Source organism: Bradyrhizobium sp. CCGB01 (assembly GCF_024199795.1).
Taxonomy (GTDB): domain Bacteria; phylum Pseudomonadota; class Alphaproteobacteria; order Rhizobiales; family Xanthobacteraceae; genus Bradyrhizobium.
Map to the genome: position 1 here is coordinate 6,416,659 of NZ_JANADK010000001.1, position 16,962 is coordinate 6,433,620.

The 16,962-nt window shown below is 65.3% G+C and carries 15 protein-coding genes; 12 read left to right on the top strand and 3 right to left on the bottom strand.

Going from position 1 to position 16,962, the window contains the following annotated elements; all coding sequences use genetic code 11:
- Positions 1–39 precede the first annotated feature (39 nt).
- From NLM25_RS30040 to garD, 7 genes are all read left to right on the top strand, one after another.
- Positions 40–1,995: a hypothetical protein gene (locus tag NLM25_RS30040; RefSeq protein WP_254139388.1), complete on the top strand. Its 1,956-nt coding sequence runs from the start codon at positions 40–42 to the stop codon at positions 1,993–1,995.
- A 318-nt stretch (positions 1,996–2,313) separates the two neighbouring features.
- A complete protein-coding gene (locus tag NLM25_RS30045) occupies positions 2,314–3,654 on the top strand; it encodes an MFS transporter (protein WP_254121313.1) in 1,341 nt (446 codons plus the stop codon).
- 126 nt (positions 3,655–3,780) lie between these two features.
- Positions 3,781–4,686, top strand: a complete 906-nt coding sequence (locus NLM25_RS30050; protein ID WP_254139389.1) for a LysR substrate-binding domain-containing protein — start codon at positions 3,781–3,783, stop codon at positions 4,684–4,686.
- 130 nt (positions 4,687–4,816) lie between these two features.
- Entirely contained in the window at positions 4,817–5,761 is a 945-nt protein-coding gene (kdgD, locus tag NLM25_RS30055; RefSeq protein ID WP_254121315.1) for a 5-dehydro-4-deoxyglucarate dehydratase, read from the top strand.
- A 24-nt stretch (positions 5,762–5,785) separates the two neighbouring features.
- Positions 5,786–7,138, top strand: a complete 1,353-nt coding sequence (gudD, locus tag NLM25_RS30060; protein ID WP_254139390.1) for a glucarate dehydratase — start codon at positions 5,786–5,788, stop codon at positions 7,136–7,138.
- Between the two features lie 25 nt (positions 7,139–7,163).
- Positions 7,164–8,612 (top strand): aldehyde dehydrogenase family protein, encoded by a 1,449-nt coding sequence (locus NLM25_RS30065; protein WP_254121317.1) that lies wholly within the window; start codon positions 7,164–7,166, stop codon positions 8,610–8,612.
- A gap of 129 nt (positions 8,613–8,741) precedes the next feature.
- Positions 8,742–10,283: a galactarate dehydratase gene (gene garD / locus NLM25_RS30070; RefSeq protein WP_254139391.1), complete on the top strand. Its 1,542-nt coding sequence runs from the start codon at positions 8,742–8,744 to the stop codon at positions 10,281–10,283.
- An 18-nt stretch (positions 10,284–10,301) separates the two neighbouring features.
- On the opposite strand, the gene NLM25_RS30075 is transcribed toward garD, so the two are convergent.
- The gene (locus NLM25_RS30075) at positions 10,302–11,042 is read right to left on the bottom strand and encodes a hypothetical protein (protein WP_254139392.1); all 741 of its coding nucleotides are present in this window, start codon (positions 11,040–11,042) and stop codon (positions 10,302–10,304) included.
- A gap of 4 nt (positions 11,043–11,046) precedes the next feature.
- A complete protein-coding gene (locus tag NLM25_RS30080) occupies positions 11,047–11,940 on the bottom strand; it encodes a MipA/OmpV family protein (RefSeq protein ID WP_254139393.1) in 894 nt (297 codons plus the stop codon).
- A gap of 338 nt (positions 11,941–12,278) precedes the next feature.
- On the opposite strand from NLM25_RS30080, the gene NLM25_RS30085 reads away from it, so the two are divergent.
- From NLM25_RS30085 to NLM25_RS30100, 4 genes are all read left to right on the top strand, one after another.
- Complete coding sequence (locus tag NLM25_RS30085; RefSeq protein ID WP_254139394.1) at positions 12,279–12,959, top strand: response regulator transcription factor; 681 nt, start codon at positions 12,279–12,281, stop codon at positions 12,957–12,959.
- A complete protein-coding gene (locus tag NLM25_RS30090) occupies positions 12,956–14,320 on the top strand; it encodes a cell wall metabolism sensor histidine kinase WalK (RefSeq protein ID WP_254139395.1) in 1,365 nt (454 codons plus the stop codon). The genes NLM25_RS30085 and NLM25_RS30090 overlap by 4 nt, the downstream gene beginning before the upstream one ends.
- A gap of 192 nt (positions 14,321–14,512) precedes the next feature.
- On the top strand, positions 14,513–14,782 hold the full coding sequence (locus tag NLM25_RS30095) for a hypothetical protein (RefSeq protein WP_254121323.1): 270 nt from the start codon (positions 14,513–14,515) through the stop codon (positions 14,780–14,782).
- Between the two features lie 156 nt (positions 14,783–14,938).
- Positions 14,939–15,100 carry a TonB-dependent receptor gene (locus NLM25_RS30100; RefSeq protein ID WP_254139396.1) on the top strand — a complete coding sequence of 54 codons (162 nt, stop codon included), beginning with the start codon at positions 14,939–14,941 and terminating at the stop codon, positions 15,098–15,100.
- 8 nt (positions 15,101–15,108) lie between these two features.
- Here NLM25_RS30100 and NLM25_RS30105 read toward each other — a convergent pair whose 3' ends face one another.
- Entirely contained in the window at positions 15,109–15,465 is a 357-nt protein-coding gene (locus tag NLM25_RS30105; RefSeq protein WP_254139397.1) for a hypothetical protein, read from the bottom strand.
- 394 nt (positions 15,466–15,859) lie between these two features.
- Between NLM25_RS30105 and NLM25_RS30110 the strand changes: the two genes are divergently transcribed.
- Positions 15,860–16,954, top strand: coding sequence for a hypothetical protein (locus NLM25_RS30110; protein WP_254139398.1), 1,095 nt, complete (start codon positions 15,860–15,862; stop codon positions 16,952–16,954).
- The last annotated feature ends 8 nt before the right edge of the window (positions 16,955–16,962 follow it).

Genomic DNA, 16,962 nt, shown 5'->3' on the forward strand with positions numbered 1-16,962 from the left:
CTTATTTCCGCCTCAACTTTGCCGTTGAACACGCGGGCCATGATCCCTTTTTCCTTTCGTACCTTCGCCGCAGGCCTCGTGCTGCTTGCCGGCATTCTGACGTCTTTGCCGCCCGAGCGCGCCGCCGCGCAGGACGCCGGCGCGATGCAAATATCCTGGGAGGTGCGCAACCGCTTCCGCCTGTTCCGCGAGGAGCGCGACTTCCTGCTCCACGTCGAGAACGCACGTAACCGCAGCATCCTCGCCGCCGAGCAGTCGCTGGAGCTCCAGAGCGAGGGCCGCGGCTGGGCCCGCAACATGGTCAACCGGCTCTGCATTGACCTCCAGGGCCGCGTCAACCAGCCCTGCACCCGCGACAACGTCAAAGAGAACTACCTCACCCCGACCGATCACCCGGTGACCGTGCGCCTGGCCGGCGCGGTGCCGGTCGGCGCCACCTGCGCCTGGTCGTTCGACGACGGCGACGGGCCGCAGACCTCGACTTTCGATTGCGCCGAGCCGATCAATCTGCGGGTTCGCTACGGCAAGCAGACGGTCGCGAGCGTCGACGTCTCCTCCGGTTCCGACCCGACCCAGCGCGTCCAGACCGAGATCCAGGTCCGCGACATCTTCGTTGCGGGCCTCGGGGACAGCATCGCCTCCGGCGAAGGCAATCCGGACCGGCCGCTGCCGTTGTCGGACGAAGGATTCTGCTTCCGCTCCTATCTCGGTACTGCCGCCGGCGGCCAATATTACCGGCCGAGCCGGGCCGGCTATAAAGGCGGCCGCGCCTGCGAGGCGCCGGATACGCTCGCCAACTGGCAGCGCTACAGCGCGCTCTGGTTCAATTCGCCCTGCCATCGTTCGCTCTACAGCTACCAGGCCCGCACCGCGCTGGCGCTCGCGGTGCGCTACACCCACATCGCGGTGACCTTTCTGCCGCTCGCCTGCACCGGCGCCAGCATCGGCGACGGCCTCCTGGGCTCGCAGCGCGCCCGCGAATGCCCGCCCGGCAAGACCGGCGTCTGCAACACCAGCGTGAACGCCCAGGTCGCCGAGCTGCGCGAGGCGCTCACCGCCGCCAGGAAGCGGCAGCCCGACCGCACGCTCGACCTCGTGCTGCTCTCGGTCGGCGCCAACGACGTCTACTTCTCCGGCCTCGTCGCCGACGTCATCGTCGACACCGCGACCGAGCGCGCGCTGTTCCGCCGCTCCGGCGTGATGGCGAGCGTCGACGATTCCCGCGATGCGCTGGCACGCGAGCTGCCGCAGAATTTCGTCAAGTTGCGCGAGGCGCTGAAGCCGCTGGTCGGAGGCGACCTCTCGCACGTGGTCTACGTGTCCTACGCCAATCCCGCGCTCGCCGATGGCGGCGTGCCCTGCCGCGGCGGCCGCGCCGGGTTCGACATCCATCCGTCCTTCAACGCCGATCCGCAGCGCCTCGCCCGCGTCTCGACCTTCGTCGACACCGAATTCCTGCCGCAACTGAAGGGGCTCGCCACCTGCACGCGGGGCGCGCTGTGCCGCGATCCCGAAGCCGACCGCATGACCTTCGTGGACTCGCACCAGGCAGCGTTCGCCGACCACGGTTTTTGCGCGCATTCGGGGAACGATCCCGAATTCGATCGCACCTGCTTCGCCGAGAACGGCCAGAGCTTCAATCCCGATATCGTGAGCGCGGCGAGCCAGCCGATGCTGTGCGGCCGCGGTGCATCGGAGTATCGCGCCTACCTGCCGCGCGCACGCTGGATCCGCGATGCGAATGACAGCTATTTCGCCGCGATGACCTATCCGCAAGGCCTGCCGGCGGCGAGCCAGCCAACCGACATCCACGATGCCACCTGGGGCGTGCTCTCCGCCGTCTATGGCGGCGCCGTGCATCCGAGCGCGGAGGGTCACGCCGCGATGGCGGATGCCACTCTGCCGGCTGCGAGCAGCGTGCTCGGATTGGACGCGGTGCCGCCGGGCGTCACGCGCAGTCTTCTCGCGCCGCTGTTGCCGGGCGCGCAGCAGTAGCACGACGCTGCTCCCACACATTCGGTGTCATCGCCCGACTTGATCGGGCGATCCAGTACGCCGTGACGGCGATGATTGAATCGAGAGGCCGCGGCGTACTGGATTCCCCGCTTTCGCGGGGAATGACAGTGGAGCGCTTGGCACAATCTCGCGCATCACCATCGCACATTCGCGTCACCGCACTATCGTTCCCTCCACCTGCCGTTCCATCAATCCAAAAACGGCATCGATCGATACTGCCTTGAACTTGGACACTTTGCCGCGCGCGCCTCTAGGAGTCGCCGTGAGGAAACATTTCGAGTTCTAAGGAGGCGCGTGATGAGCGCAGTGGTGTCCGCAGCGGACGTGAGAAGGTCTCGCGTCAGGCTGTTCATCGTGACCATGTTGTTCCTGGTCACCACCGTCAATTATGCCGACCGCGCCACGCTGTCGATCGCGGGCCCCGCGCTCTCCAAGGAGCTGCATCTCGATCCCGTCGCCATGGGTTGGATCTTCTCGGCTTTCGGCTGGTCCTATGTCGTGGCGCAGGTGCCGGGCGGCTGGCTGCTCGACCGTTACGGCTCGCGCCTCGTCTATGCCTTCAGCATTATCATCTGGTCGCTGTTCACGCTGATGCAGGGCTGGGTCGGCTTCCTCAGCGCCGGCGCTGCCATCACCGTGCTGTTCGCGCTTCGCCTCCTTGTCGGCGTCGCTGAAGCACCTTCCTTTCCCGCCAACGCCCGCATCGTCGCGGCCTGGTTTCCCGGCAATGAGCGCGGCACGGCCTCGGCGTTCTTCAATTCGGGGCAGTATTTCGCGACCGTGATCTTCGCGCCGCTGATGGGCTGGATCGCGCACGATTACGGCTGGCGCTACGTGTTCTTCGTGATGGGCGCGCTCGGCGTCGTCATGGGCCTCGTCTGGATCAAGACCGTCTATGGTCCGAAGGAGCACCCCGGCATCAACGAGGCCGAGTTCGACTACATCAAGGAAGGCGGCGCGCTGGTCGACCTCGACGCGCCCAAGGACGAGCGCGCGCCGGACTCCGGCCCGAGATGGGACCACATCCGCCAGCTGCTCTCCAATCGCATGATGCTCGGCGTCTATCTCGGCCAGTACTGCATCAACACGCTGACCTATTTCTTCCTGACCTGGTTTCCGGTCTACCTCGTCAAGGAGCGCGGCCTGTCGATCCTGCAAGCCGGCTTCGTCGCGACGCTGCCGGCGCTGTGCGGCTTCATCGGCGGCGTGCTCGGCGGCGTCATCTCCGACGCCATCCTGCGCAAGACCGGCTCGCTGACCATGGCGCGCAAGATCCCGATCGTCGGCGGTATGCTGCTGTCGATGTCGATCATCGCCTGCAACTATGTCGACGGACAGGCGCTGGTGGTCGGCTTCATGGCGCTCGCCTTCTTCGGCAAGGGCATCGGCGCACTCGGCTGGGCGGTCGTCTCCGACACCTCGCCCAAGGAAGCCGGCGGCGTCTCCGGCGGCCTTTTCAACACCTTCGGCAACCTCTCCTCGATCTCTACCCCGATCGTGATCGGCTACATCCTGGCGGCCACCGGCTCCTTCAACGGCGCGCTGGTGTTCGTCGGTGCCAACGCGCTGGTAGCCGCATTCGCCTATCTCGTGATCGTCGGCAAGATCGAGCGGGTGGTGCTCAAACGTTCCTCCTGAGCGCTCCGAGTGATCGGAGTGGGACAGGCAACTCAACGGCGGCTTCTTCAGCCGCCGTCTTTGTTTTGGGGGTGATCGATGCTAGAAGTGCCGGGGAAACGCCTTATCCATCTAAGGCATGTATCGATGTTCGACCTCAACCAGCTCCGCTGCTTCGTGACAGTTGCGGAGGAATTGCATTTCGGCCGCGCCGCCGCGCGGCTGAACATGACCCAGCCGCCGCTGTCGCGGCAGATCCAGGTGCTCGAGCACATCATCGATGCGCCGCTGCTCGAGCGCACCAGCCGCTCGGTGCGCCTGACGCCTGCGGGCCGCAGCTTCCTGCCCGAGGCACGGCGGATCCTGAAGCTTGCGGAGAGCGCCTCGCAGGTCGCCCGCCGCATCGCGCTCGGCAAGACCGGCTCGCTGAAGATCGGCTTCACCGCGGCCGCCGCCTACGGCTTCCTTCCCGAGCTCGTCGCGGCCTGCCGCGCCAAGCTGCCCGAGGTCGACTTCTCGCTGAAGGAGATGGTCTCCGGCGATCAGTTCGAGGCGCTGACCTCGGGCCAGATCGACGCCGGCCTGCTGCGGCCGCCGATCGCACGCCCCGAGCTCACCAGCCGCCGCGTCGTCGCCGAGCCCCTGCTCGCCGCGATCCCGAAGAAGCATCCGCTGGCGAATGCCGAGAGCATCACCATCAAGGACTTCGACGACCAGCCCTTCGTGATGTATTCGCCCTATGAGAGCCGCTATTTCCACGATCTCCTGGTGGCGCAATTCACGCGTTCCGACGTGCTGCCCCGCTATGTCCAGCACCTCAGCCAGATCCATTCGATCCTCGCAATGGTGCGCGCCGGCCTCGGTCTTGCCATCGTGCCGGCCGCCGCCGCCGGCCTGAAGATCTCCGATGTCCGCCTACGGCCGCTGAAGCTGCGCAACCGCGTGCCAGTCGAACTGTTCATGGTCTGGCGCCGCGACGACGAGAATCCGCTGCTGTCGGCGCTGGTCAAAATCGCCGGCGAATTGTCCTCCGCGGAGGTGGCGGAGGATTGATGCTCAATCCGCATCGGTCGATATAGGCTTTGGCTTGGACGCGCATCGAACCGTCTCCTAAATAACGGCGCATGGACGCGCAGGCTTTCGGCCCGCGTCCTCCACAACACGCAATCAGGGAGCAGCGCCCATGAGCAAGATGACCCCGCAGGAAATGGCCCAGAAGATCGGATCGGGCCTCCTGTCCTTCCCCGTCACGCCCTTCAAGGCGGACTATTCCTTCGACGAGGCGACCTACCGCGCCAACATGGACTGGCTGTGCGGCTATGACGTCGCCGGCCTGTTCGCCGCCGGCGGCACCGGCGAGTTCTTCTCGCTGACGCCGAGCGAGGTTCCGCAGGTCGTCAAGATCGCCGTTGACGAGACCAAGGGCCGCGTGCCCGTGCTCGCCGGCACCGGCTACGGCACCGCCACCGCGCGCGAGATCGCTGTTGGTGCCGAGAAGGCCGGCGCCGATGGCCTCTTGCTGCTGCCGCCCTATCTCACCCATTCCGAGCAGGACGGCCTCGCCGCCCATGTCGAGGCGGTCTGCAAATCCGTCAAGATCGGCGTGATCGTCTACAACCGCGACAACGCCATCCTCCAGCCCGACACGCTGGCCCGCCTCGCCGAGCGCTGCCCGAACCTCGTCGGCTACAAGGACGGCATCGGCGACATCGAGCTGATGACCCGCGTCTACACCAAGCTCGGCGATCGCCTCACCTATGTCGGCGGCCTGCCGACGGCCGAGACCTTCGCGCTGCCCTATCTCGACATGGGCGTGACGACCTATTCCTCGGCCGTGTTCAACTTCGTGCCGGAATTCGCCACCAAGTTCTACGCCGCGGTGCGCAAGCGCGACCACGAGACGATCAATGCCGGCTTGAAGAACTTCATCCTGCCGCTGATCGCAATCCGCAACCGCAAGAAGGGTTATGCGGTCTCGATCATCAAGGCCGGCATGAAGGTGATCGGCCGCGATTCCGGTCCGGTCCGCCCGCCGCTCACCGATCTGACCGAGCAGGAGATGGCGGAACTGACCGCGCTCGTGCAAAATCTGTCCGCCGCACGATCGACACAACAGGCGGCAGAATAACAGGCAACACGGGAGGAGCAGCTGATGGTCGTAGTTTCAGGCGCGCCAGTCGCCGGCGCGCCGGTCGTCACATCGATGCAGGTGATCCCGGTCGCGGGTCGCGACAGCATGCTCCTCAATTTGAGCGGCGCGCATGCGCCGTTCTTCACCCGCAACATCGTCATTCTCACCGACAATGCCGGTCACACCGGCGTTGGTGAGGTGCCGGGCGGGCAAAAGATCTGGCAGACGCTGCAGGATGCCCGTGATCTCGTGATCGGCAAGACCGTCGGCGCGATGAACAACATCCTCGCCGATATCAGCACCGCCTTCGCCGACCGCGATGCCGGCGGCCGCGGCAAGCAGACGTTCGACCTGCGCGTCATGATCCATGCGGTCACGGCGATCGAATCCGCGCTGCTCGATCTGCTCGGCCAGCATCTCGATCTTCCGGTTGCAGCGCTGCTCGGCGAAGGCCAGCAGCGCAAGAGCGTCGAGACGCTGGGCTACCTCTTCTTCGTCGGCGACCGCCGCAAATCGAAGCTCGCTTACGTCAGCGGCGAGACCGGCAAGCCGGATTGGTTCAACCTCCGCCATCAGGAGGCGATGACGCCCGAGACGGTGGTGCGGCTCGCCGAAGCCACCCACGATCATTACGGCTTCGCCGACTTCAAGCTCAAGGGCGGCGTGCTCCGCGGCGAGCAGGAGATCGAGGCCGTCACGGCCATCGCCAAACGCTTCCCCAACGCACGCGTCACGCTCGACCCCAACGGCGCCTGGTCGCTCGACGAAGCTGTCAGCCTCTGCAAGGATATGCACGGCATCCTCGCCTATGCCGAGGACCCCTGCGGCGCGGAAGGCGGCTTTTCCGGCCGCGAGATCATGGCCGAGTTCCGCCGCGCCACGGGGCTGCCGACCGCGACCAACATGATCGCCACCGACTGGCGCCAGCTCTCCCATGCGCTGCGCCTCGGGGCGGTGGACATTCCGCTGGCCGATCCCCACTTCTGGACCATGCAAGGCTCGGTGCGCGTTGCCCAGACCTGCCGCGACAACGGCCTGACCTGGGGCTCGCACTCCAACAACCACTTCGACATCTCGCTCGCGATGTTCACCCATGTCGGCGCCGCGGCCCCCGGCAAGGTCACCGCGATCGACACCCACTGGATCTGGCAGGACGGCCAGGCGCTCACCAGGGAGCCGCTCCAGATCAGGGGCGGCAAGATCGCCGTGCCGGAGCGTCCGGGCCTCGGCATCGAGATCGACCGCGCCGCCGTCGAAGCGGCGCATGAGCTCTACAAGCAGCATGGACTTGGCGCCCGTGATGACGCTATGGCCATGCAGGACCTGATCCCCGGCTGGACCTTCGACGACAAGCGTCCGTGCCTCGTGCGTTAAGAAACCTTCCTTGGAGGAAAAAACGATGACTGCGATCCTGAAAAACTTCATCGGCGGCGAATGGGTCGACGGCTCCGGCGTCACCAAGAACATCAACCCCTCCAACACCAACGACCTCGTCGGCGAATACGCCAAGGCCGACAAGGCGCAGACCGAGAAGGCGATCGCGGCAGCCAAGGCCGCTTTCCCCGCCTGGGCGCAGTCGACCCCGCAGGCGCGCTATGACGCGCTGAACAAGATTTCCCTCGAAATCCTCGCCCGCAAGGAAGAGCTCGGCCGCCTGCTGGCGCGCGAGGAAGGTAAGACCCTGCCGGAAGGCATCGGCGAGGTCGCCCGCGCCGGCCAGATCTTTGCATTCTTCGCCGGCGAGGCGCTGCGGCTGATCGGCGAGAAGGGTGCCTCGGTGCGCCCCGGCCTCGACGTCGAGCTCACCCGCGAGCCGGTCGGTGTCATCGGCATGATCACGCCCTGGAATTTCCCGATCGCGATCCCCGCCTGGAAGATCGCGCCGGCGCTCTGCTACGGCAACACCGTGGTGTTCAAGCCGGCTGAGCTGGTGCCGGGCTCGGCGCATGCGCTGTCCGAGATCATCACCCGCTCCGGCATTCCCGCCGGCGTGTTCAACCTCGTGGTCGGCTCCGGCTCCGTGGTCGGCCAGACCCTGCTCGATCACCCCGATGTTGCCGCGATCTCCTTCACCGGCTCGGTGCAGACCGGCCGCAAGATCGCGCAGGCCTGCGTGCTGTCGAACCCGATGAAGAAGTTCCAGCTCGAGATGGGCGGTAAGAATCCGCTGGTCGTACTCGACGACGCCGACCTCAAGACCGCTGTCGAGGTCGCCGTCAACGGCGCCTATTTCTCGACCGGCCAGCGCTGCACCGCCTCCTCCCGCCTGATCGTGACCGAAGGCATCCACGATCGCTTCGTCGCCGCGATGGCCGAGCGCCTGAACGGCCTCTCGGTCGACGACGCGCTCAAGGCCGGCGTGCATATCGGTCCCGTGGTCGACCAGAGCCAGCTCGACCAGGACCTGCGCTACATCAAGATCGGCCAGGACGAGGGCGCCAAGCTCGCCTTCGGCGGCGAGCTGCTCAAGCGCGAGACGCCCGGCCACTACCTCCAGCCGGCGCTGTTCACCGAAGCCAACAACAACATGCGCATCGCGCGTGAGGAGATTTTTGGCCCCGTCGCCGCCGTCATCCGCGCCAAGAACTACGAGGAAGCGCTGGCGATCTCCAATGACACCGAGTTCGGCCTCGCCTCCGGCATCTGCACCTCCAGCCTGAAATACGCCTCGCACTACAAGCGCAACAGCGAGTCCGGCATGGTGATGGTCAATCTGCCGACAGCCGGCGTCGACTATCACGTGCCGTTCGGCGGTCGGAAGGGCTCGAGCTACGGCGCCCGCGAGCAGGGCTCCTATGCGCGCGAGTTCTACACGACCGTGAAGACCGCCTATACCTTCCCCGGCTAACCACGGGGAAGGTATCGTAGGGTGGGCAAAGCGAAGCGTGCCCACCGCTTACGTTCGGTATGAAGCATGGTGGGCACGGCGCGTTGCGCCTTTGCCCACCCTACGACTTCAGCTTCTGAGGTAAAGCAGATGGACCAGGACGTCGCAGCGAAAGAGCAGCCCCGCTACATCAAGCTCAACGAGCGCGACAATGTCGCGATCGTGGTCAATGATTTCGGGCTTCCCGCCGGTTCGCGCTTTTCCTGCGGGCTGACGCTCCGCGCCTTCGTGCCGCAAGGGCACAAGACGGCACTGGTCGACATCGCGGAAGGCGCGCCGATCGTCCGCTATGGCGAGGTGATCGGCACCGCGCTTTCGCCGATCCTGGCCGGCGAATGGGTGGACGAAGCGCGCATCCGCATGCCGGAGGCCCCGGCCCTCGACAAGCTCGAGATCTCGACCGCCGTCCCCGCGCCGCTGCCGCCGCTCGAAGGCTTCACCTTCGAGGGCTTCCGCAATCCCGACGGCTCGGTCGGCACGAAAAACATTCTGGGCATCTCCTCCTCCGTGCAATGCGTCAAGGGCACGATGGAATACGCCGTGAAGCGCATCCGCGCCGAACTGCTGCCGAAATACCCGAATGTCGACGACGTCGTGCCGCTGACGCATGCCTATGGCTGCGGCGTCGCCATCACCGCGCCGGATGCTGTCGTGCCGATCCGCACGCTGCAAAACATCGCGCAGAACCCGAATTTCGGTGGCGAGATCCTCGTCGTCGGCCTCGGCTGCGAAAAACTCGCGCCCGAACGGCTGGTGCCGGAGGGCGTCAGCGATGCCATCGTGCGGATGCAGGACGAAGCCTTTGACGGTTTTGGCGCCATCGTCGATGCGATCATGACCCAGGCGGAAGCCCGCCTGAAAATCCTCAACAAACGCACCCGCGAGACCTGCCCGGCCTCCGACCTCGTGATCGGCCTGCAATGCGGCGGCAGCGATGCCTTCTCCGGCGTCACCGCAAATCCCGCGGTCGGCTTCGCCGCGGACCTGCTGGTGCGCGCCGGCGCCACCGTGATGTTCTCCGAAGTCACCGAGGTGCGCGACGCGATCCAGCTCCTCACCCGCCGCGCCATCAACGAGGACGTCGGCCGCGCCCTGGTGCGCGAGATGGCCTGGTACGATTCTTATCTCGCCCGCGGCGGCGCGGACCGCAGCGCCAACACCACGCCCGGCAACAAGAAGGGCGGCCTCGCCAACATCGTCGAGAAGTCATTGGGCTCGATCGTCAAGTCCGGATCAAGCGCCATCACCGGCGTGCTCTCGCCCGGCGAGAAGGCGACGCAGAAGGGCATGCTGTTCGCGGCGACCCCTGCGTCCGACTTCATCTGCGGCACGCTCCAGCTCGCCTCCGGCATGACGCTGCAGGTATTCACCACCGGCCGCGGCACGCCTTACGGCCTTGCCGCTGCACCCGTGATCAAGGTCGCGACCCGCACCGAGCTTGCCCGTCGCTGGAAGGACCTGATCGACTTCGACGCCGGCAGCATCGCCACCGGCGAGAAGACCATCGAGGAAACCGGCTGGGATTTGTTCCGCCTGATCCTCGACGTCGCCAGCGGCCGTACCAAGCCCTGGTCGGATCGCTGGGGCATCCACAACGACCTCACGCTGTTCAATCCGGCGCCCGTCACCTGACGGCGGCAAGCCAGCCGGTCACTGACCGTCGATCAGATGCATGTCGCCCAGCGTGACCGGCAGGCTGCGCGTGATGAGATCGGCAATCGCCGCGCGCAGCCGTTCGCTCGAAGCCGGACCGTCAAACGTCGCGTCGGCCGTCCCGCTCGGGCCGGCCAGCCGCATGGTCCCGGTGTTGTCGAGCGGTGCGGCCGCCCGCTTCTCGATCACATCGAACGACTTGCCCTCGATCACGCGGACCTCATAGAGCGCGTGGATCAGGCCGTAGTCTGCAAGCAGCGTCCGATATTGGGCGAGCCCGACGCCCTCGACGATACGGCCGTTACCTAGCTTCGATCTCGCGCGGGTGATGACGATGTAGGCGTCCAACCCCTGCGGGGTGACGTCGCTGCGGACCAGCTCCTTGAAGGGATCACTGCGCAGGAGATTGACGGGCGCAACCGCAGAATCCCTGATCGCCGCGAACGCGGCGCGCCTGTAGCTCACCGCCTGCACGCGAAAGCGCCCGCCGAGCAGCTTCGTCGCCTGCTGGACGATCAGCTCGTCCAGCCCCCATGCGCTGATCGAGACACTTTGCCCGGCATTGCCGAGCGCGACCAGGCCGGCTTGCGTCAGGCTCATCTCCTCGCCGATGGCCGAGACGATACCGACGGTCTTGATCGCCTGGAGCCGCGTCGTGCGCGTCTCGAACGCCGCGGCAGCACCGAGGACGACACAAGCGATCGCGCAGACGACACATAGAATAACCCTGCGACGCATGGCCCTATCGAATCCTGAAGTCGAACGAATAGGACGCACCGAGGCCGACAGTCGTCTGGTTCGACGATCCCCGCAGCTTCACCAGCGGGCTGTCGGCAGCATTGCCGAGCAGCTTCTCGTACTCGACATAGGCATGGACCTCCCACTGCGGATTGATGCGGTAGGAGATCTGGCTGCCGAAGCCGACCGAGTGCGCGCCGCCCTTGGCATCGTACACCGACAGCCCGGACGCCAGGGACTGCGCGGCATCGACGCCGAAATACGGTGCGGTCGCCTTGGTGCTTTTCCAGGTGAAACGCGGGCCGGCCGAGATCGTGAGCCTTTGGATCAGCGGCACGATGACGTCGGCGGAGACGTCGGCCACCGTACCGGTATGCCCGCCCAAGCCCTGGCGCAATTCACTGCGCAGGCGAAGCCAGTCGACCGGAAAGTATTCGACGAACCCGCCAAGCTCGTAGGCGGCCTTGACGTCGCCGAGGCCGGTCAGCTCGGCATATTTGTCGCTCTTGCGCGACGCGACGTATTTGAACGCAGGCCCGGCGCGAAAATAGCCGACGTCGAACAGCGCAATGCTGGCGCTGTCGCGGGGCCCGCGAAACTGGTCGACCGACCCGGCGCGGCGGATGGTGAAGATCGGGATCGGGAGAAACTTGCCGTTCTTCGATCCGACGAAATCCGGCGTGTACTCGCCGCCGATGCCGACCATGACGGTCCAGTTGCCGGAGGGCGAAGGCAGCATCGGCACGTCGAATGGCGGGGCCGGCAGCGTGAACGCGGTCTGCGCCGATGCCGAGTGAGGGATCGCCAGGATCGCGCCGAACGCGGCGAGGAAGGTCATCAACAAGGTCTGCTGCGCTCTCGCCGCAGGATCGAGAGCAGCTTCGTCAAAATGCTTCATTTACGGGGCCCCGGACCGGCCTTGCTGGCCTGGTCGACTCGTGTGGTTGGTGCCCCAGCATGTGATCCGGCAAAATTGCCCCAAGATTGCAAGGCGCGAGCGCCACCCCAATCCATTCCCGGCACGCGCCACCCGACCAACATTGCCCGAACATTGCCGGGCCGCGCTCTCGCTCCGAAATTTCGATCGCCGGCGCCTTTCAGCGCCGCCGTTCCTGCCTTTTATTCGCCAAGCTCGGTGACTTAATGGGAACCCTGCGCGAGCCGAAATACCAGACTTCGGCCAGGGAGCGTCACGCTCAGGGTTTTGTTGCCCCGGCAGAGTCAAGGACGACCCGCGTGCGCTCCCTCGTGATCGAAGACGAACCGCAGATCGGCGCCTATGTCAGCCGGCTGCTCGGGCAATTGCACGGTGTCGTCGATGTCGTCGGCTCGATCGCCGATGCCCGCCAGGCGCTGGACAATTTCAAATACGATCTCGCGATCGTCGACCGCATGCTGCCCGACGGAGATGCGCTCCAGGTGGTGACGGCGCTGAGCCAATCGCCGGAACGCCCCGCCATCATCATGCTGACATCCAAGGACGCCAAGGAGGATGTGGTCGATGGCCTCAACGCCGGCGCCGACGACTATCTCGGAAAGCCGTTCGAGCCGCAGGAGTTGATCGCGCGGGTGCGCGCGGTGTTGCGGCGGCCCAGGCTGCTCGCGCCCTCGGTGCTGTCGCTCGGCAATGTCGAGCTGCATCTCGGCAGCAACGAGGCCGTGGTCGCCGACACCAGGATCCTGCTGCGGCGGCGCGAGGCGCTGATCCTCGCGGCGCTGTTGATGCGGCGCGACCGCGTCATCACCCGCGCTGCGCTGATCGAGGAGATCTACGGCTTCGACGACGAGATCGAATCCAACACGCTCGAAGCGCAGGTCTCGCGTTTGAGGAAGAAGCTGGCCGAGCTCGGTGGCGATGTCGAGATCCGCAGCATGCGAGGCATCGGTTACATCCTGCGGCTGGCCACACCGAGATGACGTCGATCGCCCGAACGTTCGCGCTGTCGCTTGGCATCGCCGCAACGACCATTTTCCTGATCATGCTCGGCATCTTCATCTGGCGGTATCCGATGGAAGAACGCGAGTTCAGGGCTTGCCGCGTTGTGGTCGCCGTTCTCGATCGCGCCACCGTTATCGAAGGGCAGAATCTGACGGTACGCCCGACTCCCGCCCTCCAGGAGCTCAAAGCGGACAGCCCGAACCTCTGGTACGTCGTGTCAGCGGGCGATCTGATCAGCGAATACGGTAGCGAACGCCGTCCCCCCCTCCCCTTCGCGTTTCCTTATAACGGGCCGATCGGCTCGTCCGTCTTCAGCACACTCGACCAGAAGAGCACCTTCTGTCTCGCCGTCATGCAACGGGGCTCGTTGCAGCTTACGATGATGGTCGGTGAACCCAAGGTCCGCTTCGGCCGGATTGCAAGGAACTTCCTCGTCCGCAGCATTTTCGCGATCATCACGCTGGCGCTGGCCTTTGCGGCAACGGTCGCCATCGGCTCAATGCTGGCCGCACGTTTTGTCTCGCGCGGCATCGAAAGGGTCGCGCGTCGCGCGCTCGCGATCGACCCATCGGCCCCGCAGGGCCTGATATCCCTGTCCGAAGTTCCCACCGAGCTGAAGCCGCTGGTCGCGGCGCTGAACCGCGCCTTCGGCGAGATCGACGCCTACATCAGGATGCAACGCCGCTTTCTCGGCAATGCCGCACACCAGCTTCGCACACCGTTGACGCTTCTGCGCGCAAAGATCGAGGACGTGCCCGAACGGGCCCTGAGGGCCGAATTGGTGCGCGACGTCCGCCGCCTGACGTCGCTGGTCTCCGCCATGCTCGACCTGGCGCGATTGCAAAATCATGCGATCGAGAAGCGGCCGATCGATCTTGCCCAGGTCACGCTGGACGTGCTCGCCGATTTCAGTCCCTCGGCGCTCGACGCTGGTATCGAGCTTGCGCTCGAACGCGCCGAGGAAGGTCCGCTCCTGGTGCAGGGCGTCGACGCCGCCGTCCGCAGTGCGCTCGCCAATCTCGTCGGGAACGCCATCATCCACGCCCGTGGCGCACGACGCATCGTCGCCACGCTCAGGCACAGCAGCATCTCGATTGACGATGACGGCGCGGGCCTGCCGGGCGGCGCCGAGCACAGGCTGCTCGAACCTTTCCAGACCGGCAACAGCGCGGGCGACGGCGCCGGTCTTGGCCTCTCGATCGTCCGCGAGATCATGGCCGCCCATGGCGGCGAGCTCATCATCTCCTCCGTACCCGGCCGCGGCACGACGATGAGCTTGCGCTTTCCGGAGGCCACCGCGACAACCAAAGCTCCGCAGCCCGATCTGCAGGCGCATTAACGCGGCGTTTCGAGCCCTCCCGCGAAACCGTCCCGAAACATTGGCGCGAAAAACTTCGTCCTCGTTTCGTCCTTTCGCATCAAGCAACCAATTTATTCGCCGACGGCCAATCGAATGTTCGCACACGAGCGAACCTGTCTCGGCATCGCCGCGACCAAACCTCCGATTGATATCTTCAACGGAGATTTTCCAATGCGCGTTCTTTCCATGATGGCCGTTGCCGGCGCCATGATTGCGAGCTCGGCCGGTGCATTCGCCGGCGAGCTTCCTTCCTACGAAGTGAAGTCGTTGCCGATCTCGGCGACGCAGGTTCAGGTGCTCGGCGGTGCCGGCGTCGAGGAGCAGTCGACTGCGCCCACGATGATCGTCGCCGGCATGCCCGCTTCCCCCGCACAGATTTCGGTGCTGTCGCCGCGCGTCAAGCGGCTCGCGAGCGCCAACGCCGCGAGCGAGCAGCGTTGATCGGCGCTGCGCAAGGCGCACCACGTCATTCTCTCCTTCACGCATCCGCGCGCCGATCTCAATCGGCGCGCGCTCGATTTATATGAATACTAAATTCCAAATCTGATGATTGAGGGACCATTACGTCCCTCCCGCATTTCAAGCCCCGGATCGCGCTTGTTCGATGCGATGGTTCGCTACGATAACGGCCCCTGGCGGCTTCAGGTCAATGCCAGCAATCTCTTCGACAAGCGCCACCTGACCACGTGCCTGGCGCGCGGCGACTGCTTCCTCGGTATCGGCCGCACGGTGCTCGGCAGTGTGACGTACAGATTTTAGGAACGCCCCTACGTCATGCTGCCCGGCATGAAGCAGCGCACGCGCGGATGGCCGTCGACATAGTGCTTCCACACCATGGTGCGGCCGATCTTGTTCGGCTCGGTGATGACGGCACCGTCAGGCACGACGACCCACTCGTCGTCGAGATGCACACGGTATCGGCCATTGTCGGATTCCCAATCCACATCGGCGACCACGTAGCCGTCGGCATCCGAGCAGCATTGCCCGTATTCGCTGTGCAGGCTCTCGAACCAGGGCTTTAGCGGCGAGTTGGCGTAACGCCCGTCGTCCCGCGCCAGCGCCGATGTCGTTAGAAGCGCCGCCAGGCCGAGCAACGCTGCCGCACTTGATCCTACAAATCTCATGTCGTCTCCGCAGAGTCATCGTCGCTGGGGACGAACAATGCCGCCCTCGCTCCGCGCAATGAGACAGGCGCGGCGTCGGCGACTCGTTTCCCCAGCTGCTTTGCGACAGCTATGCAAATCCGGCGCCAGCACGCATTCCGGAGAACTACTGCCGCAAGCGCTGCCCTCGACCGGCGCGCAAGCCCCGCCTGTCTGACGCACCGGCGATTTGCCGCGGCTCTTCTGGAGGCTTTCCTTGTTCCGCGAGGACGTGTACGAAACGGCCGCGGACGCGAGCCGCATCGTTTATTCAACTGTTTCAATTAGAGAAATCGGGTGTTGGCGTGACTGGCATTGGACCGTCAGCGCTATGAGTTCGAGAGAATTGCTCCCTGGTCAGCAGGACCCGGCCGATTTGCCCGCAAACCAGGTGCAATTCGCGCTCGTGATTTCGCGCATGCTCGAGACGGTGAAGGACGACGCGGAAGCCAGGCGGCAGATGGTCTACGACCTTGCCCGCTACAAGCTCCAGGAGCAGTTCACCTACGCCGACGCCAGGAACATCGACCAGATGAAGCGGGCGCTCGAGATCGCCATCGAGGAGGTCGAAAAATTCTCGCGTGACGAGGCGCCGCTGGAGCGTTTGCCGTCGCAGCAAGTCACATCGCCAATGGAGACAGGCGGCCTTCTGGTGTCCGGCGACACCACCGTTCTGCAATCGGCGATCGGGAGACCCCGCAGCAAGCTGCCCGCGATCTCGGGCCCGCTTCTACCGGTGATCAAGCGGACAGCGGCCATCCTGCTCGCCGTTGGCGCAGTCGTTCTGATCGTCTCGCAGCGAGACAACATCGCCGCGCTGCGCCGGCAGATCTCGTCCCAGACGCCGGAGATCGCGCAGGTCGTGCCCAAGCCGGAGACGACGATCACGGTCGCCAAGCCGGAAATGGTGACGCCCGCCGCGCCTGCCCCAACGCGCGTGCTCCCAACCGACTACGGCATCTACGCCTTGATCGACGACAAGTCGCTGGCGGAGTTGAACGCGACCGGCGTCATGGCGCCGGACATGCGGATCGCGATTTCACCGGAGTTCAAGAAGCCCGACCGGCCGCATCTGCCGAACGGCCGCGTCAAGTTCATCGTATTCCGTCGCGACGCCGCGAATTCGATTCCGGAGCGCGTCGAGGTTCGGGTCGTGGCGAAAATCGCCAGAGAGTTCTCGACCGATGCCGCGGGCAAGGCGCTGGCCGGCGGCGACGACGTCGGTGTCATCCGCAACTTCGCCTATCCGTTCCGGGTGTCGCCGATTCCGGGCAAGAACGAAATGTACGAGCTTCACACCGGCGATTCAGGGCTTGAGCTTGCACCGGGACATTACGTCCTGAGCCTGGGATCGCAGGCCTATTATTTCCAGGTCGACGGCGAGATCACCGATCCCCGGCAATGCCTCGAGCGGGTCGTCGCCGGCAACGGCACGTTCTACGCGCCCTGCAAGAAAGCGCGGACGTATTGACGGTTCCG